The following is a 21,896-nucleotide window of genomic DNA, read 5'->3' as shown; positions in this document are numbered from 1 at the left end:
TGGTCCGCCCCGGTTTTTCCGGATCTGATTTGTTCTTTGAGAACGAAGTGGAGTCAGATGCAGAACGAAAGCCGACGGATCTGATCTGCATGGTTATCCCTGCACCGTCCGCTCCATCCGCCGCGCGCGATAGGCCTGCGGTGACATCAAGGTCAGCTTGCGGAACGCCTTGCGAAAGCTGCTCTCGTCCTCGTAGCCGGCCGTGCGTGCGATGGCCTTGATCGGCTGCGTCGTCGTCTCCAGCAGCGTGCGCGCGTGCTCGACGCGGCGGCGCATGATGAAGGCTTGCGGCGGTTCGCGCGTGAGCTCCTGAAATTTCCGGTTCAGCGTACGCTCGCTGAGGCCGAGCGCGCCGGCAAGGCGCTTGACCGTCATCGGGGCCTTGCCCGTGCGGCGAACCAGCAGGTCGGCTCTGGTCAGCAGCGGGTCCTGCGAGAGCAGATAGCCGACGGGCATGAAAATCGATTGGGTCCGCTGGGCCGTGTCGATGACGACGTAGTCCGCGCACAGCTTTGCGATCTCCTTGCCCTCGACCATCTCGATCAGCCGGAGCAGGAGGTCGACCCACGACATCGGTCCGGCCGCGCAGACGATGCGGTCGGTCGCGGTGACAACAGCGTCGGCCGCGAGGTCGACCGCGGGATGCCGTTGCCGCAGCTCGCCTTGCAGCCACCAGGTGATGGTGGCGCGGCGGTTGTCGAGCAGGCCGGCGCCGGCCAGCAGGAACACGCCGCTGCAGAAGGCGCCGATCAGCCGGCCGTTTGCGTGCTGCTGCCGGAGCCAGGCGCCGGCACGGGCATATTGCGGTTGCAGCCGCTCGGCCGTGACGTGATCGACGAGGTTGCCGGGGACGATGATCGCGTCGAAGCGCGCGCGTTTATCGATCGCGCCATCGACTGGGACCACCCGGCCACCGCCGGCGCGCACGGGCTTGCCGTCAAGCGACAGCGTCTGGAACGCGAAGCGGGATTTTGCGCCGCTCTGCTGCATGACGTGGTTGGCGAGCGACAGGATGTCGGCGATCCCCGCGATCGCCGAATGCATGCAACCTTCCAGTGCCAAAATTGCGAGCTTCAAGAGACCTCCGGGTTGATGCCGCGATCCTAGCCGAACGGCGCGCGGACGCGTGGCGGAAATTGCCTTATCTCTGTCTTATCCGCCACTGCCTTGCGGCGAGGGGCCGGTCCAATCTGCCGCCGTCGTTACCCGACACGATTGGAGAGAGACATGCCTTACATCACCATTTCCACCGTCCGCGGCATCCTTGATGCCGCCCAGAAGAAGACGCTGCTCGAACGCGTCACCGACCTGATGGTCGAGGTCGAAGGGCAGAACAACCCGGACTTCCGCCGCAACGTCTGGGTCAGGATCGAGGAGCAGGAGCCTTCCCACTGGTCGCTCGGCGGCATGCAGCCGACCAGCGAGATCATCGCTGGAATGTTCGGCACGATAGGGTCCGATGGCGTGAGAGTGGCACGGTAGCAACTCGTGGGGCAGGGCGGACCAGTCGCAGGGCATGGTCCGCCAGCGCCTTTGCTTGACGGACCACATCGCCATCCTGCGTGGCCATTTTCCATTGCGTTGCACAATCGCAGCGCCGGTCTCTTCGCACAGCATTGAGGTTCAAGAGACGAGCACCATATGCTCTGCAAGGGAGCCCTGCCGTGCAGACCATGAAGGCGGCCCTCGTTGCGGCGATTGGCGTCGTGGCTTTGATCTGCTGCCTCCTTCCCAGCTCAGCGGAGGAGAACGGCCGTCTTGCACTGATTGTTTCGATCGACGGGGCGATTGGCCCTGCGTCGGCCAGCTACGTGAAGGAGGCCTTGGCCAAGGCGAGCGAACGGCGCGCCGAGGTCGTGCTTCTGAGAATGAACACGCCCGGCGGTCTCAATTCCAGCATGCGCGAGATCATTGCGGACGTGCTGGCCTCGCCCATCCCCGTCGTCGGTTACGTCGCGCCCTCCGGCGCCCACGCGGCGAGCGCGGGGACCTATATCCTTTATGCGACCCACATCGCGGCGATGGCGCCAGGCACCAATATCGGTGCCGCGACGCCGGTGCAGATTGGCGGGCCGCTTCCGGGCCTGCCGAGCGGTACACCCGACAAGGACGGCAAAGACAAGAAGGATGAGCCGAAGGACGCGATGACGGCGAAGGTGACGAACGATGCCGTCGCTTTCATCCGCAGCCTCGCGGAGCTGCGCAACCGCAATGCGGACTGGGCGGAGAAGGCGGTCCGTGAAGCCGCCACGCTCTCTGCCAACGGCGCGCTCGAGGCCCATGCCATCGATCTCGTCGCGCGCGATCAGGCTGAATTGCTGAGGCAGCTCGATGGTCGCGAGGTGGAAGTTGCAGGCGGCAAGACGCAACGCCTCGCGACGAAGGATGCGGTCGTTGAAGCCGTCGACCCCGGACGAATATCCCGCTTCCTGGCGGTGATCACCGATCCGAACGTGGCGTTCATCCTCCTGATGATCGGCATCTACGGCCTGATCTTCGAGTTCATATCTCCCGGTGCCGTCGCCCCGGGAGTCGTCGGCGCGATCTGCCTGCTGATCGGCCTCTATGCCCTCAATTTGCTGCCGATCAACTATGCCGGACTTGCCCTGATGCTGGTCGGCATAGTGCTTCTCACCGTCGAAGCCTTCAACCCGACGGTGGTGATCGGTCTCGGAGGGATCATCGCTTTCGTGCTGGGAGCGCTGATGCTTTTCAGGGTCGAGGCGCCCGGCTACCACCTGTCGTGGTGGGTGATCGGCATCACCGCAGCTGTGTTCGTCGGCTTTGCTCTCGTCGTGCTTGGTTCGCTTCGGCGTGCCGCCAAGGCTCCTGAACGGGTCGGCGCGCAGGCCATGCGAGGCTTGCCCGCCGAGGTTCTCGACTGGCGTGGGAGCGAAGGTCATGTTTTCGCCCATGGTGAGCGCTGGCAGGCGCGCGGCGCCGAAACGTTCAAGCCCGGAGAGACGGTCGAAGTCGCGAACGTTGTCGACCTCACTCTGCTGATACGGCGCGCACCAGCCCGCACGGGCGAGGGAGGTCCATCATGATGCTGGAATATCTGACTTATGCGGCGCTCGCGTTGCTTGTCATCATGTTCCTGTCCCAGGCTATTCGAATCCTGCGTGAATACGAGCGTGGCGTCGTCTTTACGCTCGGTCGCTTTACCGGCGTGAAGGGCCCGGGCCTCATCATCCTCGTTCCGGTCGTGCAGCAACTCGTCAAGGTCGATCTACGGGTGATGGTGCAGGTCGTCCCGCCCCAGGACGTGATTTCGCGGGACAACGTCTCCGTCAAGGTCAACGCCGTTCTGTACTTCCGCATCGTCGATCCTGAACGGGCCATCATCAAGGTCGGCGACTACATGGCTGCCACCAGCCAGCTCGCGCAGACCACCTTGCGCTCGGTGCTCGGCAAGCACGAGCTCGACGAGATGCTTGCCGAACGCGACAGGTTGAACGCCGACATCCAGGAGATACTCGACAAGCAGACCGACGTCTGGGGCATCAAGGTCACCGGGATCGAGATCAAGGACATCGATCTCAACGAAACCATGGTGCGGGCGATCGCCAAGCAGGCCGAAGCGGAGCGGTTGCGGCGTGCCAAGGTGATCAATGCGATGGGCGAGCAGCAGGCTGCCGAAAAGCTCGTCGAGGCCGGCCGGATTCTCGCGCAAGAGCCCCAGGCGATGCAGCTCCGTTACTTCGCGGCCCTGCACGATATCGCGGGCGAACGGTCGTCGACCGTCGTCTTTCCCCTGCCGACGGGTTTGCTCGACCATTTCATGCCGCGGCGGGACAACCCGCAGCCGTAAGCGGCAGGCTGACCCATCTTCGGCCTTAATAGACGTATCGAATGGCGATCCCTACTTAAACGGGAGGACAATTCGATGACGACGCCTACCGCCAATGCAGCCGGTCGCCGCCAAAGCTGGATTTCAATTCTCTCCATTCCCCTGTTCGCGCTCACACTCTGGACGTGCGAGAGCGCGGTCCAGGCCGCGGAGCCGGGCAAGGACGCGGCGGCCGCCGGCCTGCCGCGCATTCTCGTGCTCGCGACGGGAGGCACCATCGCCGGTCAGGCCGACCCGCGTGCCACGGGTGCGTACAAATCCGGCCAGATCACGGGCGAGCAGCTGATGGCGTCGGTGCCGGGCCTGGACAAGCTCGCCAAGATCAACGCCGAGCAGATTTCGTCGATCGGCTCGCAAGACATGAACGACAAGGTCTGGTTTGCGCTGGCCCGTCGCATCCAGGATGCCTTCGACAAGAACGAAGCCGACGGAATCATCATCACCCATGGCACCGATACGCTGGAGGAGACGGCGTTCTTCCTCGACAATGTGGTGCGCGGCGACAAGCCGGTGGTGATCGTCGGCTCGATGCGTCCGGCCACGGCCGTCAGCGCGGACGGCCCCGGCAATCTCTACGAGGCGGTGCAGGTCGCCGCCGATCCCCGCTCGCGCGGGCGCGGCGTGATGGCGGTGCTGAACGACAAGATTCAAGGCGCCCGTTCCGTCACCAAGACCAACACCACGAGCATCGAGACGTTCGGTTCTGCCAATGACGGGCCGGTCGGCTATGTCGATACCGCCGGCGGCATTCGCTTCATGGCGCAGGCTCCCGGTTTCAAGCGTGCGACCTATCAACTGCCGGCCGGTGAGCAATTGCCCCGCGTCGCGATCGTCTACTCGCACGCCAATATGGACGCGGTTCCGGTCGAGGACGCCCTCTCGCACGGCGCCAAGGGCATCGTGCTGGCCGGGGTCGGCGACGGTAACACGTCGAAGTCGGCGCTCGATGCGCTCGAAGCGGCGGCGAAGAAGGGGATCATCGTCGTCCGCTCCACGCGGGTTCGATCCGGCTTCGTCACCCGCAACGTCGAGGTCGACGACGACAAGAACGGTTTTGTCGTCTCCGAGGACCTCAACCCGCAGAAGGCACGCGTTCTCACCCAGTTGCTGATTGCGGGCGGCGTCACGGCGCCTGCCGAGTTGCAGAAGGCGTTCACGGCGACGTGGTAGCGGCTGAGTAGGATGGGTAGAGCGCAGCGAAACCCATCGTCCTTGCAAGGCGCGGGATGATGGGTTTCGCAAGGGCTCTACCCATCCTACGCCCCCGAAACAAAAAGGCGCCCCGAGGGGCGCCTTTCGCGTGTCGTCTCTCCGGGCCGATCAGCCCGAATAGTACATTTCGAACTCGACCGGGTGCGGGGTCATTTCGAAGCGGGCGACTTCGGTCATCTTCAGCTCGATGTAAGCGTCGATGAAGTCGTCGTCGAACACGCCGCCGTTCTTGAGGAAGCCGCGGTCCTTGTCGAGGTTTTCGAGCGCCTCGCGGAGCGAACCGCAGACGGTCGGGATCTGCTTCAGCTCTTCCTTCGGCAGGTCGTACAGGTCCTTGTCCATCGCCGGACCCGGATCGATCTTGTTCTTGATGCCGTCGAGGCCGGCCATCAGCATCGCGGCGAAGCCGAGATAGGGGTTGGCCATCGGATCGGGGAAGCGCACCTCGACGCGCTTGGCCTTCGGCGAAGCGGTGTAGGGGATGCGGCAGGAGGCCGAGCGGTTGCGCGCGGAGTAGGCGAGCAGCACGGGGGCCTCATAGCCCGGGACCAGACGCTTGTAGGAGTTGGTCGACGGGTTGGTGAAGGCGTTGATCGCCTTGGCGTGCTTGATGATGCCGCCGATGTAGTGCAGGCAGGTCTCCGACAGGTCGGCGTATTTGTTGCCGGCGAACACCGGCTTGCCGTCCTTCCAGATCGACTGGTGCACGTGCATGCCCGAGCCGTTGTCGCCGAAGATCGGCTTCGGCATGAAGGTGGCGGTCTTGCCGTAGATGTGCGCGACCTGGTGGATGCAGTACTTGTAGATCTGCATGTGGTCGGCCATCAGCGTCAGCGTGTCGAACTTCATGCCGAGCTCGTGCTGGGCGGAAGCGACCTCATGGTGATGCTTCTCGACCTTGACGCCCATCTTGGCCATGGCGCCGAGCATTTCCGAGCGCATGTCCTGCACCGAATCCTGCGGCGGAACCGGGAAGTAGCCGCCCTTGGTGCGGATGCGGTGGCCGAGATTGCCGCCTTCATATTCGGTGTCGGAATTGGTCGGCAGCTCCGAAGAGTCGAGCCGGAAACCGGTCTTGTAGGGCTCGGCCGAGTAGCGCACGTCGTCGAACACGAAGAACTCGGCCTCGGGGCCGACGAACACGCTGTCGCCCACTCCCATCGACTTCACCATGGCTTCGGCCTTCTTGGCGATGCCGCGGGGGTCGCGGTTGTAGGGCTCGCCGGTGGTCGGCTCGAGCACGTCGCAGGTGATGACCATGGTGGTCTCGGCGAAGAACGGATCGATCGTCGCGGTGACCGGATCGGGCATCAGGCACATGTCGGACTCGTTGATCGCTTTCCAGCCGGCGATCGAGGAGCCGTCGAACATCGTTCCTTCGGCGAAGATGTCATCGTCGATCATGCTGACGTCGAACGTCACATGCTGCCACTTGCCGCGCGGATCGGTGAAGCGCAGGTCGACGTACTTGACGTCGTTGTCCTTGATCGATTTCAGGACGTCTTTGGCGGTCTTCATGCATACCCCTTTTGGCTCTGCGGGTCGGTTTCCAGATGAGCAAAATTATTCTCGCTCGGGCGAGTTTTGCGCGACCGCACAAACGAAATCAGGCCGCCGAAGCAGCCTTCTTTCTAGTCGGAGTGTCGCAAAATTCGGGATAGCACCCGGCTCAGATAGCGTCCAGCCCGGATTCGCCGGTTCGGATGCGGATCGCCTCTTCGATGTTGGAGACGAAGATCTTACCGTCGCCGATGCGCCCGGTCTGCGCGGCGCGGCGGATCGCGTCGATGGCGCGCTCGACCAGATCGTCGCCGATCACGATCTCGATCTTCACCTTGGGCAAGAAGTCGACGATGTATTCTGCGCCGCGGTAGAGCTCGGCGTGCCCCTTCTGCCGGCCAAAGCCCTTGGCTTCGGTGACAGTGATGCCCTGAAGGCCGACTTCCTGAAGCGCTTCCTTCACCTCGTCGAGCTTGAATGGCTTGATGATGGCTTCGATTTTCTTCACTGCGCGCCTCCCGGCCTTTCGATCAAATAGCAACGTCTTCGTCAGGATGCGCTTTTCTTAACGCACGATCTTGTCTTCGCTAAGCCGGGATCCCTGACCTGTCCGGCAACAACGGCCGGCGACACCTGATAAATGCCAGTGAGCACGACGAACCGAAGCGGCTTCCTCGAAAGCAGGGTCTATGCCAAGTTGCAAATGCCCTGATTATTGGAGCGTTATCAGTCTTTTAACGAGCATCTCTGAGTGGTGGCGCCAACTTGCACAAAATACCGAAGACTACGAAATAGGCAAACGGTTCAATATGTGTGCAGATCGTTGTTTCCCCGCGTCGGATCGGCGCGGAAGATGCCTGTTGAAAAGGCGATTGTACTAGGGAAGTGGCATGGAAGTTCTGACCAACGCCGAAATGCAGCGGGCGGACCAGCTCGCCATCGCGGCCGGTACGCCGGGTTTCAAGCTGATGCTGAGCGCGGGACAGGCGGTCGCCGAGGCCGCCCAGGCGCTGGTGGAGGAGGGGCCGATCCTGATCGTGGCCGGGCCCGGCAACAATGGCGGCGACGGTTTCGTCGCAGCCGCCGAGCTCGTCGCCCAGGGGCGCGAGGTCTCGGTGATCGCGATGTGCGAGCGCGACCAGCTCCAGGGCGATGCGGCCTCCGCCGCGCGCGGCTGGAAGCATCCGCTGCTGCCGTTCAATCCGCAGGCGATCGGACGGCCCGCGCTGATCATCGATGCGCTGTTCGGCGCGGGCCTCAGCCGTCCTGTCGACGGCGAGGCGCATGCGATGATCGAGGCGATCAACGCCAACGGCGCCCCGGTGCTCGCGGTCGACCTGCCGAGCGGCATCAATGGTACCAGCGCGGCCGTGATGGGCGCCGCGGTGAATGCCACCGAGACCGTCACCTTCTTTCGCAAGAAGCCGGCGCATCTGCTGCTGCCGGGCCGGGTGCATTGCGGCCGCGTGCGCGTCGCCGACATCGGGATCGACGCGCAGGTGCTGGACGAGATCGCGCCGCAGACCTTCGAGAACGATCCGGATGTCTGGGGCGCCGCTTTCCCGGTGCCTCGCATCGACGGCCACAAATATGCGCGGGGCCATGTGCTGGCGGTCTCCGGCGATGCGGCGGCGACCGGTGCGGCACGGCTGGCCGCGCGCGGCGCGCTGCGGGCAGGAGCGGGCCTGGTGACGCTGGCGAGCCCCCGCGATGCGCTCGCGATCAACGCGGCCGCACTAACGGCCGTCATGGTGCGTCCCGTCGACACCGTCGTCGAGTTCGGCGAGCTGCTCGGCGACAAACGCTACGGCACCTGCATCATCGGTCCCGGCGCGGGCGTCGGTGAGCGCACCTGCGATCTCGTTCACACCGTGCTGAGCGCCCAACGTCGTCTGGTGCTCGATGCCGATGCGCTGACGAGCTTTGCCGCAACCCCCGAGCGGCTGTTCGAATCGATCAGGTCCTCAGGTGACAATGCGGTGGTGCTGACCCCGCACGAAGGCGAGTTTCCGCGCCTGTTCTCCGACCTCAGCAACAAATTTCCGGGCCGCTCCAAGCTGGAGCGCGTGCGCGCCGCCGCCGAGCGCTGCGGCGCCGTCGTGCTGCTGAAGGGACCCGACACCACGATCGCCGCTCCCGACGGCCGCGCCACCATCGCCGCCAACGCGCCGCCTTGGCTTGCCACCGCCGGCGCCGGCGACGTGCTCTCCGGCATCATCGCAGGCCTCTTGGCGCAGGGCGTGCCGGCGTTCGAAGCCGCCAGCATTGGCGTATGGATGCATGGTGAGGCGGGGAGCGAGGCGGGACCGGGGCTGATCGCGGAAGACCTCACCGAGACGCTGCCCGCGGTGCACCGGCGTATCTATGGTGCGCTCGGGGTGGAGTACTAGCCATCAAGTAGGATGGGTAGAGCGCAGCGAAACCCATCATCTCAAACCTTGCCGCAGTAGCGATGGGTTTCGCTGCGCTCTACCCATCCTACGAAATCTCACTCCACCCCATACCACCGCACCAGCCGCGGCGCGGCCCAGTCGGTCGTGACGGATCGATCAGCCATCGTCCGGGGGAGGTCGCGGCGAAGGCGATACGCTGGGTCTGGCCGGGCTCGATCGCGAGCGTGTCGAGCCAGTAGGGCTTCCAGCCATCGTCGAGCTTGTCGAGCAGGCGGAAGGGTTGGCCGTGCAGGTGGAAGACGGTAGTTGCGGGAGCAGCGTTCTTGAGGGCCAGCACAACGGTGCGGCCGGGCTTGGCGCGGAAGGCGGGGGCTGAGGCGGTGGAGAAGCTTGCAGGCCGGATCCAGCCGGCGTCGGGTGCGCCGAGCGCGACATCGAACCGCAGGGCGCTTTTCAGGTCGAGCTTCTCGGGGAGATCGTTTGCAGGGAGCGGCTGCGGCGGCAACAGCGGCACGCGCCGCTCCAGTGTGCCTGAGATCGTCAACTGACCGACTTGGCGCGCCTCCTTGCCGTCATGCAGCAGGAATGCGGCCGATGTGGCTGTATCCACAAACGTATCGGCGCGTGCGCCCGGCGCCAGCACCAGGGCGCCGTTGCGGGCCGGGAACGGCTCGGCCGGCTGTCCATCCAGGGCCATCACGCGGACCTCGTGGTTTTCCAATTTGATTGCCAGAACAGTACGTTGGGAGCCATTGATAAAGCGCAACCGCAGCCGCTGATGGCCCTGGGCTGAGAGTTCGAATGAAGTCTGCCCGTTGATTGTATAGAGCGGCTTCGCGTCCTTCGGGTCCTGGCCCGGCGGGACAGCGGTGCCATCCGGCTGCAGGCGCCATTCCTCGATCAGCAGGACCTCGTCACGATCGACGGCGACCGGGCCGGTCTCGGCCGAGATGATCGGAAGCGGGCGGGCCGGCTGCTTCAGGCCGTCCTCGAACAGGCGGAAGTCGGCCAGCAAGGTTCCTGCATTGGGAATTGAAATGATTGATGTTTCGACTGCAGTTGGTGGGGCAGGCGCGCGTCCCCGGAGCGGGTCGGCCGGGCCCCCGCCGCTGAGGCCGTACCAGACTGGCGCAAGCGGCACAGGTAGGTCGTTCCGAAACACCATTTCGCAACGGTCACCACGCCTCAGACGGACGTCCCCAATGTGGCTTACGGCGGCGAGCTCCCAGATTGATGTAGGTGGCTGCCCTGGCCTGAGAGCCAGCGTCGCCGGCCTTGCCTGAAGGGCGAGCTGGGCGGTCACGAGCGGGCCTGCGCCACCCGCGATCAGCCCGGCCGCCGAGGCGCCAAGCCCGGCTGAAAGTCCGGCGCCAAGGCCGGCCAAAAGCTCGCGTCGGGTCGGGTCGAAGATCCCAGGTTTCATGGGCCGATCCGGACCACGCCGCGCTGGATAAGTCCAGCCGCCGTGCCTACGTAAAGCCTGCCTCCATCGGGCCATTTTTTTGCTGCGAACAGTCAGGCACATGCTATAAGCCCGGCCGCCCGCGGCATCGCGGCCGGTCTTGATGCAACTTCACGCGGGCGTGGCGGAACTGGTAGACGCGCTGGATTTAGGTTCCAGTGACGAAAGTTGTGGGGGTTCGAGTCCCTCCGCCCGCACCAAGCGCTTATCGCGTTTGCACGGATTACGAGACCTGCTTCCGCGCGGATGTTTGTCCGCTGGGAGCCGGTCCGATAAAGCACCGGCGTTGAGGCGTTTGCCTCGCGCCGGATCGATTAATGACAGCGTCCCGACGCATGCGCGCCGGGACCGAACGAGAAGAAGATGGACGCCATGCAGGTCACAGAGACCCTCTCGGAAGGTTTGAAGCACGAGTTCAAGATCAGCGTCCCTGCGTCGGATCTCGACGCCAAGGCCGGTGCCAAACTCGTTGACCTCAAGGACAAGGTTCGCATCAACGGCTTCCGTCCCGGCAAGGTGCCGGTCGCTCACCTCAAGAAGGTCTATGGTCGCTCGGTGATGGCCGAGACCATCGACCAGACCATCCGCGACACCAACACGCAGCTGTTTTCCGAGCGCGGCTTTCGCCTTGCGACCGAGCCGAAGATCACCATGCCGAGCGAGCAGGCCGAGGTCGAGGAATTGCTGAGCGGCAAGACCGATCTGACCTACACGGTCGCGATCGAGGTGGTGCCTTCGATTGCGCTCGCCGACTTCAAGTCCTTCGAGGTCGAGAAGCCCGTCGCCGACGTCACCGACGCCGACGTGGACGAGGCGATCAAGCGCATCGCCGATACCAACCGCACCTTTGCCGACAAGGGTGAGGGCGCCAAGGCCGCCTCGGGTGACCGCGTCACCATCAACTTCAAGGGCAGCATCAACGGCGAAGTCTTCGAGGGTGGCACCGGCGAGGGCATCCAGGTCGCCATCGGCTCCAACACCTTCATTCCCGGCTTCGAGGAGCAGCTGATCGGCATCGGCGCCAATGAGACGCGCACGCTGAAAGTGTCGTTCCCGAACAACTACATGAACGACAAGCTCGCCGGCCAGCCGGCCGAGTTCGAGACCACCGCGACGCTGATCGAGGCGCCGCAGGATCTGGCGATCGACGACGAGTTCGCCAAGACGCTCGGCCTCGAATCGCTGGACAAGCTGAAGGAAGCCGCGCGCGAGCGTCTGGTTGCCGAGTTCGCCGGCGCGACGCGCCAGCGCGTCAAGCGCGCGTTGCTCGATCGCCTCGACGAAGCGCACCGCTTCGAGGCGCCGCCCTCGCTGGTCGACGAAGAGTTCAATCTGATGTGGAACTCGGTCAAGGCCGAGATGGCCTCCGCCGGCAAGACCTTTGCCGACGAGGACACCACTGAGGACAAGGCCAAGGAAGAGTACCGCAAGATTGCCGACCGTCGCGTGCGGCTCGGCCTCGTGCTCTCCGAGATCGGCGAGAAGAACAAGATCTCCGTGACTGACGACGAGGTCGGCCGCGCCGTGATCGAGCGTGCGCGCTCGATGCCCGGCCGCGAGAAGGAAGTCTGGGACTATTATCGCAGCAACGCCCAGGCGTTGGCCCAGCTTCGCGCACCGATCTATGAGGACAAGGTCGTCGACTTCATCCTCGAACTTGCCAACGTGACCGAGAAGAAGGTCTCGCGCGAGGACCTCTACAAGGACGACGAGGCGGAAAAGACCGCCGCCTGAAGGCTCTGGAGCGTTTTCGTGGATGCCGGTTCGCGCAAGGAAAACGCGTCAAAACTAAAATCCAGAGCCCCGTTCCGATTCCATCGGAATGGGGCTCTGGGACAGTCATCTATTAAGGATGATCAGCAAAGAGGCCCAGCTAGCCAGATGGCCGGCTGGGCCTCTTTGTGCGAATCAGCTTCAACTGCCCGACGGATTAAGCCTTAATGCGCTCCGCACTTGTCAGAAGCGAATTGGGCTATATCTGTCGGTACGCCTTCTACCTCTTACCCAAGTTCCTGCATCACAGGACGTCCATCCGCCCTTCCGGCAAGCCAAACTGGCAGCCTGGCCCGGCGATGTCCGTCTCCGAAAACCCTAGGTGACTCATGCGCGATCCGGTTGAAACCTACATGAACCTCGTGCCCATGGTGGTCGAGCAGACCAACCGTGGCGAGCGCGCCTACGACATCTTCTCGCGCCTCCTGAAGGAGCGCATCATCTTCCTGACTGGGCCGGTCGAGGACGGCATGTCGACGCTGGTCGTCGCGCAGCTCTTGTTCCTCGAGGCGGAAAATCCGAAGAAGGAAATCTCGATGTACATCAACTCGCCAGGCGGCGTGGTGACGTCGGGCCTTGCGATCTACGACACCATGCAGTTCATCCGCCCGCCGGTTTCGACGCTGTGCACGGGACAGGCCGCCTCGATGGGCTCGCTGCTGCTCTGCGCCGGCGAGAAGGACATGCGCTTCTCGCTGCCGAATGCGCGCATCATGGTGCATCAGCCCTCCGGCGGCTTCCAGGGGCAGGCCACCGACATCATGCTGCATGCTCAGGAAATCCTGAACCTGAAGAAGCGGCTCAACGAGATCTACGTGAAGCACACCGGCCAGACCTACAAGTCGATCGAGGACGCGCTGGAACGCGACAAGTTCCTGACCGCGAACGACGCCAAGGAGTTCGGCCTGGTCGACAGGGTCATCGACAAGCGCGCTGAGGAAGCGGCAGCGGCGAAGACTCCGTAACACTACTGGAGTGTGACGGCGATCCCTCGGCAACCTCTTGGGATCGTCGCGCACCATCAGGATGGTGTTCACGCTATGGGCGCGTGTGCGCGCTGCAAAACGCGGTTTTGCGCCCTGCGACAGGCAGAAAGTTCCGCTTTCGTGCTTGTTTTTCGTGGCAATCCAGCAACGCCGGGGTGATTTCGATCACTTCGCCCGTGCCAAGACCGGAAATCACGGTATTGTCACGGGTAGCCGGCGACCCCCGATTAGCGAATTCTTGATAGTCGGGTGACAGCATGGTTGGCTACGAATGATCGGCTAAGATCGCGGAGAATCGAGTGACCGTGATTCGCACGGGATGTAACGCGTAGGGTCTTTTTTGGTACGCAATTTGCTCTACTTAAGCTTCAAGCCGGCCACCGTGCCGGAATGGAGCGATCGAGCGGAACGGGATCGAACCGCGGACGGAGACATGAATGAGTAAGGTCGGCACGAGCGACTCCAAGAACACGCTATATTGCTCGTTCTGCGGCAAGAGCCAGCACGAAGTCCGCAAACTGATCGCGGGTCCCACGGTCTTCATCTGCGACGAGTGCGTCGAGCTCTGTATGGACATCATCCGCGAGGAGAACAAATCCTCGCTGGTCAAGTCGCGCGACGGCATTCCGACGCCGAAGGAAATCTGCAAGGTCCTGGACGATTACGTGATCGGCCAGAGTCATGCGAAGAAGGTCCTGTCGGTCGCGGTGCACAACCACTACAAGCGCCTCAACCACCAGACCAAGCACAACGACGTCGAGCTCGCGAAGTCGAACATCCTGCTGATCGGTCCGACCGGCTCGGGCAAGACGCTGCTCGCGCAGACGCTCGCCCGCATCCTCGACGTGCCGTTCACCATGGCGGATGCGACGACGCTGACCGAAGCCGGCTACGTCGGTGAGGACGTCGAGAACATCATCCTGAAGCTGCTCCAGGCCGCCGACTACAATGTCGAGCGCGCCCAGCGCGGCATCGTCTACATCGACGAAATCGACAAGATCAGCCGCAAGTCCGACAACCCCTCGATCACGCGCGACGTGTCGGGTGAGGGCGTGCAGCAGGCGCTGCTCAAGATCATGGAGGGCACGGTGGCTTCGGTCCCGCCGCAGGGCGGCCGCAAGCATCCGCAGCAGGAATTCCTGCAGGTGGACACCACCAACATCTTGTTCATCTGCGGCGGCGCGTTCGCGGGTCTCGAGAAGATCATCTCGGCACGCGGACGGTCGACGTCGATCGGTTTCGCTGCCCAGGTGATGGCGCCGGAAGACCGCCGCACCGGCGAGATCTTCCGTCACGTCGAACCTGAGGACCTCCTGAAGTACGGCCTCATCCCCGAATTCGTCGGCCGTCTGCCTGTTGTGGCGACGCTCGAGGATCTCGACGAGGCCTCGCTGAAGAAGATCCTGACGGAGCCGAAGAACGCGCTGGTGAAACAGTACCAGCGGCTGTTCGAGATGGAGAACATCGAGCTGACCTTCGCCGACGAGGCGCTTGGCGCGGTCGCCCGCAAGGCGATCGAGCGCAAGACCGGCGCGCGCGGGTTGCGTTCGATCCTCGAAGCGATCCTGCTCGAGACGATGTTCGATCTGCCGGGCCTGGAAGGTGTGGAAGAAGTTGTGATTTCCCGCGAGGTCGTGGAAGGAACGGCGCGTCCGCTCTACATCTACGCCGATCGGTCCGATCGCGCCGTCGAGAACGCCAGCGCCTGATCTGGCGGCGCTGGAGCGCTCCAATTGTACCCTCAAGTTGGGCTGCGGAAGTTTATCTCCGCAGCCGGTGTTGCGTCGCTTATCGCGTTGCGTAAGCGCCTGATGGCGCGCGTTTTTCAATGACTTGACACCCCCCGGGTCGATAGCCACCTAATGTCGGCGGCGAGCGAAAATTCTCTTCCAGATTCGCCTCAGTTCCGATCCGGCAAGCCCGGTCCGACCTTCGATTGGTAGGGACGGTTTTGTGGATCACCTCGGCACCTTGTGGCGGTTGCGCATGAAGACGGCGGGCTGCGTGCAAGGGGGCAAAGCAAAAGGAAAAGGCCATGACTAATCCAAAACCGCGGCCAACCATCGTCCATGGCGAAACGCACGCTTATCCCGTGCTGCCGCTGCGCGACATCGTGGTCTTCCCGCACATGATCGTTCCGCTCTTCGTCGGCCGCGAGAAGTCGATCCGCGCGCTGGAAGAGGTGATGAAGAACGACGCGCTGATCATGCTCGCGACGCAGAAGAACGCGTCCGACGATGATCCGGCGCCCGATGCCATTTACGAGACCGGTACGCTCGCCAGCGTGCTGCAGCTCTTGAAGCTCCCCGACGGCACCGTGAAGGTGCTGGTCGAAGGGCTCGAGCGTGCGCGCGTGCAGAAATACACCGATCGCGCCGACTATTACGAAGCGACCGCCATTGCGCTCGCCGACACCGATGCGAAGTCGGTCGAGGCCGAAGCGATGGCACGCTCGGTCGTGTCCGACTTCGAGAGCTATGTGAAGCTCAACAAGAAGATCTCGGCCGAGGTCGTCGGCGTCGTGCAGGCGATCACCGATTTCGCCAAGCTCGCCGACACCGTGGCATCGCATCTCGCCGTCAAGATCGCCGACCGCCAGGGCATCCTGGAGACGCTGTCGGTCACCACGCGCCTGGAGAAGGTGCTGGGCCTGATGGAGAGCGAGATCTCGGTGCTGCAGGTCGAGAAGCGCATCCGCTCGCGTGTCAAGCGCCAGATGGAGAAGACCCAGCGCGAGTATTATCTCAACGAGCAGATGAAGGCGATCCAGAAGGAACTCGGCGACGACGACGGTCGCGACGAGCTCGCCGATCTCGAAGAGAAGATCTCCAAGACCAAGCTCTCCAAGGAAGCGCGCGAGAAGGCGCAGCATGAATTGAAGAAGCTGCGCCAGATGTCGCCGATGTCCGCGGAAGCGACCGTCGTGCGCAACTATCTGGATTGGCTGCTGTCGATTCCGTGGAACAAGAAGTCCAAGGTGAAGAAGGACCTGGAAGCGGCGCAGGCCGTCCTGGACTCCGATCACTACGGGCTGGAGAAGGTCAAGGAGCGCATCGTCGAGTATCTCGCCGTGCAGTCGCGCGCCAACAAGCTGACGGGCCCGATCCTGTGCCTCGTCGGGCCTCCCGGCGTCGGCAAAACCTCGCTCGGCAAGTCGATCGCGAAGGCGACGGGACGCGAATTCGTGCGCGTCTCGCTCGGCGGCGTGCGCGACGAGGCCGAAATCCGCGGTCACCGCCGCACCTATATCGGCTCGATGCCCGGCAAGATCATCCAGTCGATGCGCAAGGCGAAGTCGTCCAATCCGCTGTTCCTGCTCGACGAGATCGACAAGATGGGCGCCGATTTCCGCGGCGATCCGTCCTCGGCCTTGCTCGAGGTCCTCGACCCCGAGCAGAACGGGACGTTCAACGACCACTATCTCGAGGTCGACTACGATCTGTCCAACGTGATGTTCATCACGACCGCGAATACGCTCAATATTCCGGGACCGTTGATGGACCGCATGGAGATCATCCGGATCGCGGGCTACACCGAGAACGAGAAGGTCGAGATCGCGCGCAAGCATCTGATCCCGAACGCGGTGTCCAAGCACGGTCTGGACTCCAAGGAGTTCTCGATCGACGACGACGCGCTGCTGCTTCTGATCCGCCGCTACACCCGCGAAGCGGGCGTGCGTAATCTGGAGCGTGAGCTTTCGACACTCGCCCGCAAGGCGGTGAAGGAGCTGATGATCTCCAAGAAGAAGGCGGTCAAGGTCACCGAGAAGACTCTGGAAGAGTTGCTCGGCGTGCCGAAGTACCGCTTCGGCGAGATCGAGAGCGAGCCGCAGGTCGGCATCGTCACCGGCCTTGCCTGGACCGATGTCGGCGGCGAGCTGCTGACCATCGAAGGCGTCATGATGCCCGGCAAGGGCAAGATGACGGTCACGGGCAACCTGCGTGACGTGATGAAGGAATCGATCTCGGCAGCGGCGTCCTATGTCCGCTCGCGCGCGATCAATTACGGCATCGAGCCGCCGATGTTCGATCGCCGCGACATCCACGTGCACGTGCCAGAGGGCGCGACGCCGAAGGACGGTCCGTCCGCGGGCGTCGCCATGGCCACCGCGATCATCTCGGTCATGACCGGCATCCCGGTCCGCCACGATGTCGCGATGACCGGCGAGATCACGCTGCGCGGCCGCGTGCTGCCGATCGGCGGCCTGAAGGAGAAGCTGCTGGCTGCGGCCCGCGGCGGCATCAAGACGGTGCTGATCCCCGAGGACAACGCCAAGGATCTCACGGAGATTTCCGATGCGATCAAGGGCGGCATGGAGATCATCCCGGTCTCGCGCCTCGACGACGTCGTCGCCAAGGCGCTGGTCAAGAAGCCGGTGCCGATCGTCTGGGAAGAGGACACCAAGGTGACGGTGAAGCCGGACGGCGATGAAGCCGCCGGCGGCCTGACCGCTCACTAGGCCATCGCGAAACATGATAAAACGGCGCCTTCGGGCGCCGTTTTTGTTTTGGGGCAAGGAGACGCTGGCGATGCAGATCGACGGGCAATGCCATTGCGGGACAATCACCTTCGAGGCCGAGGTCGATCCGGAGGCGGTCTCGGTCTGCCACTGCACCGATTGCCAGACGCTGACCGGCTCGCCGTTCCGGGTCACGGCGGTCTGTTCCGGCGCCGATGTCCGCCTGACCGGCGGTTCGCCAAAGATCTACGGCAAGCGCGGCGACAACGGCCGGATGCGTTTCCAGCACTTTTGCGCCGATTGCGGTTCCCCGCTGTTCACGAGCGGCGAGGGCGAGGAGGCCGACGATTGGGGCATCCGCTGGGGCAGCATCCGCCAGCGCGACAAGTTGCGGCCTGTCCGGCAGATCTGGTGCCAGTCGGCGGCGGTGTGGATCGACGCGGTGCCCCTGCTGCCGGGGCGGCCGGGGGATTGAAGTCCGTTAGGGCTGGGCACTTGCCCCTTTGGGGTACGTAGGGCTAAAGAGGCGGCGAGGGCGGTTAGCTCAGCTGGTTAGAGCATCTCGTTTACACCGAGAGGGTCCGCGGTTCGAATCCGTGACCGCCCACCAATCTCCTCCTGCGGCGCCGCTTTCGTTGTCCGTCGGTCAATTGCAGACCTCACGCAGGCCGCTGACCGTATTATCGGCGACTTTCTCCAAATGGCACCCCTTGCGCACGGGACGACAGCCAGCATTGTTGCAAGTCATTTGCCCCGCCACCTGCGGCGCTGAGGGCGCTGCCTCGATTTGCCTGCGCGCCCTGTCTCTGTGGGTCGAATCCTCTCGCGTCGCGACAGGCTTCTTGTCCTGCACCTTCTCGCATTCATTGTCGTCGTTGACGCGATAGCCGGCACGGCAAGCAATCTTCACGCAGGCGTCGCCGTCGGCCTTGAAGCCGTAGTCGCAGACCAGCGGGCAGACACGTCCCGGCTTGGCCTTGATCGCATCGAGCGCGTCGAAGCTCGCGAGCTTGGGGTCGAACTTGGTGCCGGCGTACTTGTTGAAAAACGTCAATGAGCGTTGTGACGACGCGTTCCAGTCGCCGTCTACCGAAGTCGTCAGGCACCCGACGCGGTGCAGCTCCGCCTGCACCAGCTTCGTCGTTTCCTGCGCTGACATCGCGGGCGGGGACGAAGAGGGCGCCACGGCTGCGACCTTCTGCTCCGCATTGGCGGAGGCTGGTTTCTCCGACGCCTGATTGGCCGCCAGATCAGCTGCGGCCTTGTCGGTCGCGAGCCTATCGGCCAGCGCCTTCTCCGCTGCCAGTTTGTCGGCCAATGCGTTTGCCACCGCGGCTTCGGCGGCTCTGGCCGCAGCCGCCGCCTTGTCCTGCGCGGCCTTGTTGGCGCGCTCGGCTGCGAGCCGGGCCTTGGCGTCTTCAGCCTGACGTGCCTTCTCGGCTGCGGCTGCGCGCGCCTCTTCGGCCGCGACGTTCTTCAGTTGCGCGCGGGCGAGGCCGGCATAGAACCCGTCGGGATAGGCCTGCAGGAAGGCCTCCCACGCGTCCCGATTGCCCGCCTGCAGCGCCAGCTCATAATCCCGGCGAATTGCGTCCTGAGGGCTCGCTTGCGGTCCTGCGGCAACAGGCTTGGCCGGGATCAGCGCGACGTCATCGCCGCCGAGCGAGCCGTAGACATAAGGCTCCTGCTTGTAGCCGGTGTTCTTGAGGACATCGTCACGGACGAAGCCGAACGCCTTGCGCAGGTCGAGCCCGGGGGTGGGGAGGCGTTCGACCAGCGCCGCGGCAAACGGGCTGTTCCTGGAATCGCCGTCCGAGGCGGTCGAGCCGGCCTTGGCCGCGAAGGCGATCATGGTGTTCGGGCTGGTCGGTTCGACCTTGGCGAGGCCACGCCCGATCGCGCGCGCGGCCATCGTCCGCTTCATGGTTTTGGAGAACGGATTGTCGCGGCAGGCATCCAGGATCACAAGGCGGAGCTGCTTGGCCGGCTCGACGGCGAACAGGGCGCGTTCCAGCGGCAGCGTCTCGTCGAGCACATCGCTGTCCGTCTCGAGCGTGGCATCGGTGGGGATTAAATAGTTGGTGCCGTCCAGCTCAATGCCGTGACCGGCATAGTAGACCACGGCCACATCGGCTTCGCGCGTCCTGCCGCCGAAGTCGCGGAGTGCCCGGCGCATCTCGGCGGCATTGAGGTCCAGCTTGACGTCGACGCTATCGAACCCGGCCTTCCTGAACATGCCGCCGACGAGGCTCGCATCATTCACCGGGTTGGTCAGTCTGGGTGCACTCTTGTAGGCGGAATTGCCGATCACCAGCGCGACGCGCTTCTCGGCCCTCGCGGAGCCAAGACCGAGCCAACACGCCAGGAAGAAAAGAATGGTGAGCCGTAGAACGGCCATGCTGCCCCCGGATCGCCTGCAATCAGACTAGCCAGAGTCTCTCTAAAGGCAAGGCGTCGATCTGTGACGGCGGTCACAAAGTCGGATTAACGTTTATCGCCAGGCATCGTCTCTGCGGAAGTCCGGATCGAGTAGAGCAGCCCTGCAGCAGACCTGCTGCAGGGCAATTCTCTTCGTACCGCGGATCTCGTTGCCCGGCCGAGGAGGCGGCGATCATGCTCGCCGCTGCCGTGATGCGCCTCGAGCCCGTCTGATGTCAGGCTGTCTTGGTGAACATCGTCAGGACACCGTCGGCGATGTTGATCGCGACGACTTGTGACGAACTCAAGCCCTTGGCCTTGAGCACGGAGGCTGCCTGCGGCGTGGCGTCGATGGATTGCCGAAGCGACTGGATGTCTTTATCGGTTGTGTTGGCCACGAGTTCATCGACTTTCGCGCGCACCGCCGGCTGCAATTCCTTGACGTCCACGACCTGTATGCTCCGGATCTCCGTGCGGGACTGCGTGGAGGGCTGTTCCGCGCCGGGTTGCGACGATGCGCCCTGTGCCTGCACCAGAGCAGGTGTTCCGAGGGAGAGAGCTGCAACGATGACGGATGCCGTGAAGGTGCGCATGGTCATGCCTTTTCCAGTTTGAGGAGCGGCGACCCTATCGAGAAAATTGGGTTGGCATCTGATTCCGATGTGGCCGTTCGGTGAAACCAATGCGGCCGCAATGCGCACGGATGAAACCGGCTGTGGGTCCGGCGACGTCCAAGCGCCGCGAAGGAGAGCGGCGCTCAGCCCGCCTGGGTTCCGGGAAAGGGTGCGCCGGACATCCCGACGTGATATCGCCGGTGTGCGGTTGTAGAACCGCGACAGGATGGGCATCGCGAATGGGAATGACCGGGGACATCATGCAGCAACCAAGCGGACACGCCGAGAACGCCGACCAGATCGCGTATTGGAACGGCCCGAGCGGGCAGCGCTGGGCCGATCGCCATGCGGCGCAGGAGAACCTGCTCGGCCCCATTGCCGACGCGCTGATCGACCACGCCAAGCCGAAGCCGGGTGAGCGCGTCCTCGATGTCGGTTGCGGCTCCGGTGCGACGACGTTCGCGTTCGCCAAGGCGGTGTCCCCGAACGGTTTTGCGCTCGGCCTCGACGTGTCCGAACCGATGCTGTCACAGGCGCGCACGTTTGCGCCAAAAGGCCTGCCGCTCGATTTCGTGCTGGCGGATGCGACGGTCTATCCGTTCGAGCCGGCCAGCTTTGACCTGCTGGCCTCGCGCTTCGGCGTGATGTTCTTTGCCGATCCCATTGCGTCCTTCACCAACCTCCGCCGCGCGCTGAAGCCGTCCGGGCGGCTCGCCTTCGCCTGCTGGCGCGAGCCGAAGGAGAATCCGTGGATGATGGCGCCGCTGATGGCGGTCTACAAACATGTACCCAAGATGCCGCCGGTCGGGCCGGAGGAGCCGGGCCCGTTCGCCTTCGCCTCGGAAGAGCGCGTGATGCGAATCCTGAAGGGAGCGGGCTTCGCGGACGTAGCGATGGAGCCGCACAATCTGCCGATGGATGTCGCGATCGGCGGCGGCATCGATGCGGCCGTGGACGGCGCGTTGCAGATCGGCCCGGCCAGCCGCGCGCTCCAGGGCCATCCGCCAGAGACGTATGCGGCCGCCAGGGCCTCGATCCGCGAGATGCTCACGCCGTTCCTGAAGGGGCAGAGCGTGGCGTTGCAGGGCGCGATCTGGATCGTCACAGCGAAGGCGGGGTAGGCGGCGAAGGCGAATCTCTCTCCGCCGTCATTGCGAGGAGCACTTGCGACGAAGCAATCCAGAGCGCCTCCGCGGAGACAGTCTGGATTGCTTCGCTGCGCTCGCAAT

At 63.8% G+C, this 21,896-nt stretch carries 16 protein-coding genes, 2 tRNA genes and 1 pseudogene; 13 read left to right on the top strand and 6 right to left on the bottom strand.

The features are described 5' to 3' along the window. Window positions 1-93 precede the first annotated feature (93 nt). Entirely contained in the window at window positions 94-1,044 is a 951-nt protein-coding gene (locus tag IVB26_RS23145) for a GlxA family transcriptional regulator (RefSeq protein ID WP_247967558.1), read from the bottom strand. A gap of 183 nt (window positions 1,045-1,227) precedes the next feature. Here IVB26_RS23145 and IVB26_RS23140 point away from each other — a divergent pair, with 183 nt between their 5' ends. From IVB26_RS23140 to IVB26_RS23125, 4 genes are all read left to right on the top strand, one after another. Then, a complete protein-coding gene (locus IVB26_RS23140) occupies window positions 1,228-1,482 on the top strand; it encodes a tautomerase family protein (protein WP_247967557.1) in 255 nt (84 codons plus the stop codon). A 182-nt stretch (window positions 1,483-1,664) separates the two neighbouring features. Continuing rightward, window positions 1,665-3,047 carry an NfeD family protein gene (locus tag IVB26_RS23135; protein WP_247967556.1) on the top strand — a complete coding sequence of 461 codons (1,383 nt, stop codon included), beginning with the start codon at window positions 1,665-1,667 and terminating at the stop codon, window positions 3,045-3,047. After that, entirely contained in the window at window positions 3,044-3,811 is a 768-nt protein-coding gene (locus IVB26_RS23130) for a slipin family protein (protein ID WP_247967555.1), read from the top strand. The genes IVB26_RS23135 and IVB26_RS23130 overlap by 4 nt, the downstream gene beginning before the upstream one ends. Before the next feature lie 75 nt (window positions 3,812-3,886). Continuing rightward, window positions 3,887-5,020 carry an asparaginase gene (locus tag IVB26_RS23125; protein ID WP_247967554.1) on the top strand — a complete coding sequence of 378 codons (1,134 nt, stop codon included), beginning with the start codon at window positions 3,887-3,889 and terminating at the stop codon, window positions 5,018-5,020. Between the two features lie 150 nt (window positions 5,021-5,170). On the opposite strand, the gene glnA is transcribed toward IVB26_RS23125, so the two are convergent. Further along, the gene (glnA, locus tag IVB26_RS23120; protein WP_246929819.1) at window positions 5,171-6,580 is read right to left on the bottom strand and encodes a type I glutamate--ammonia ligase; all 1,410 of its coding nucleotides are present in this window, start codon (window positions 6,578-6,580) and stop codon (window positions 5,171-5,173) included. Between the two features lie 151 nt (window positions 6,581-6,731). After that, the gene (locus IVB26_RS23115; protein WP_007603495.1) at window positions 6,732-7,070 is read right to left on the bottom strand and encodes a P-II family nitrogen regulator; all 339 of its coding nucleotides are present in this window, start codon (window positions 7,068-7,070) and stop codon (window positions 6,732-6,734) included. Between the two features lie 382 nt (window positions 7,071-7,452). Between IVB26_RS23115 and IVB26_RS23110 the strand changes: the two genes are divergently transcribed. After that, the gene (locus IVB26_RS23110; protein ID WP_247967553.1) at window positions 7,453-8,952 is read left to right on the top strand and encodes an NAD(P)H-hydrate dehydratase; all 1,500 of its coding nucleotides are present in this window, start codon (window positions 7,453-7,455) and stop codon (window positions 8,950-8,952) included. 98 nt (window positions 8,953-9,050) lie between these two features. Here the strand turns inward: IVB26_RS23110 and IVB26_RS23105 are convergent. After that, a pseudogene (locus IVB26_RS23105) lies at window positions 9,051-10,378 on the bottom strand (multicopper oxidase domain-containing protein). A 154-nt stretch (window positions 10,379-10,532) separates the two neighbouring features. Between IVB26_RS23105 and IVB26_RS23100 the strand changes: the two are divergent. The 7 genes from IVB26_RS23100 (at window position 10,533) to IVB26_RS23070 (ending at window position 18,245) form a co-directional block, all read left to right on the top strand. Continuing rightward, window positions 10,533-10,617 (top strand) — tRNA-Leu (locus IVB26_RS23100). A 172-nt stretch (window positions 10,618-10,789) separates the two neighbouring features. Next, on the top strand, window positions 10,790-12,151 hold the full coding sequence (gene tig, locus IVB26_RS23095; protein ID WP_247973256.1) for a trigger factor: 1,362 nt from the start codon (window positions 10,790-10,792) through the stop codon (window positions 12,149-12,151). Window positions 12,152-12,519: 368 nt separating this feature from the next. Next, window positions 12,520-13,155 (top strand): ATP-dependent Clp protease proteolytic subunit, encoded by a 636-nt coding sequence (locus IVB26_RS23090; protein ID WP_246926009.1) that lies wholly within the window; start codon window positions 12,520-12,522, stop codon window positions 13,153-13,155. A 458-nt stretch (window positions 13,156-13,613) separates the two neighbouring features. Then, window positions 13,614-14,885 (top strand): ATP-dependent Clp protease ATP-binding subunit ClpX, encoded by a 1,272-nt coding sequence (clpX, locus tag IVB26_RS23085; protein ID WP_091965274.1) that lies wholly within the window; start codon window positions 13,614-13,616, stop codon window positions 14,883-14,885. Window positions 14,886-15,211: 326 nt separating this feature from the next. Then, window positions 15,212-17,635, top strand: a complete 2,424-nt coding sequence (gene lon, locus IVB26_RS23080) for an endopeptidase La (RefSeq protein ID WP_247967552.1) — start codon at window positions 15,212-15,214, stop codon at window positions 17,633-17,635. A 70-nt stretch (window positions 17,636-17,705) separates the two neighbouring features. Next, on the top strand, window positions 17,706-18,110 hold the full coding sequence (locus IVB26_RS23075; protein ID WP_247967551.1) for a GFA family protein: 405 nt from the start codon (window positions 17,706-17,708) through the stop codon (window positions 18,108-18,110). Window positions 18,111-18,168: 58 nt separating this feature from the next. Then, a tRNA-Val gene (locus IVB26_RS23070) sits at window positions 18,169-18,245 on the top strand. A 36-nt stretch (window positions 18,246-18,281) separates the two neighbouring features. On the opposite strand, the gene IVB26_RS23065 is transcribed toward IVB26_RS23070, so the two are convergent. Both IVB26_RS23065 and IVB26_RS23060 read right to left on the bottom strand, forming a co-directional pair. Further along, window positions 18,282-20,033 carry a caspase family protein gene (locus IVB26_RS23065; protein WP_247967550.1) on the bottom strand — a complete coding sequence of 584 codons (1,752 nt, stop codon included), beginning with the start codon at window positions 20,031-20,033 and terminating at the stop codon, window positions 18,282-18,284. A 256-nt stretch (window positions 20,034-20,289) separates the two neighbouring features. Further along, window positions 20,290-20,652, bottom strand: a complete 363-nt coding sequence (locus tag IVB26_RS23060) for a hypothetical protein (protein ID WP_247967549.1) — start codon at window positions 20,650-20,652, stop codon at window positions 20,290-20,292. Between the two features lie 275 nt (window positions 20,653-20,927). Here IVB26_RS23060 and IVB26_RS23055 point away from each other — a divergent pair, with 275 nt between their 5' ends. Beyond that, on the top strand, window positions 20,928-21,788 hold the full coding sequence (locus IVB26_RS23055; RefSeq protein WP_247973255.1) for a class I SAM-dependent methyltransferase: 861 nt from the start codon (window positions 20,928-20,930) through the stop codon (window positions 21,786-21,788). The last annotated feature ends 108 nt before the right edge of the window (window positions 21,789-21,896 follow it).

This window comes from Bradyrhizobium sp. 195 (genome assembly GCF_023101665.1).
Lineage (GTDB): Bacteria > Pseudomonadota > Alphaproteobacteria > Rhizobiales > Xanthobacteraceae > Bradyrhizobium.
This window is presented reverse-complemented; position numbering and strand designations above follow the sequence as displayed.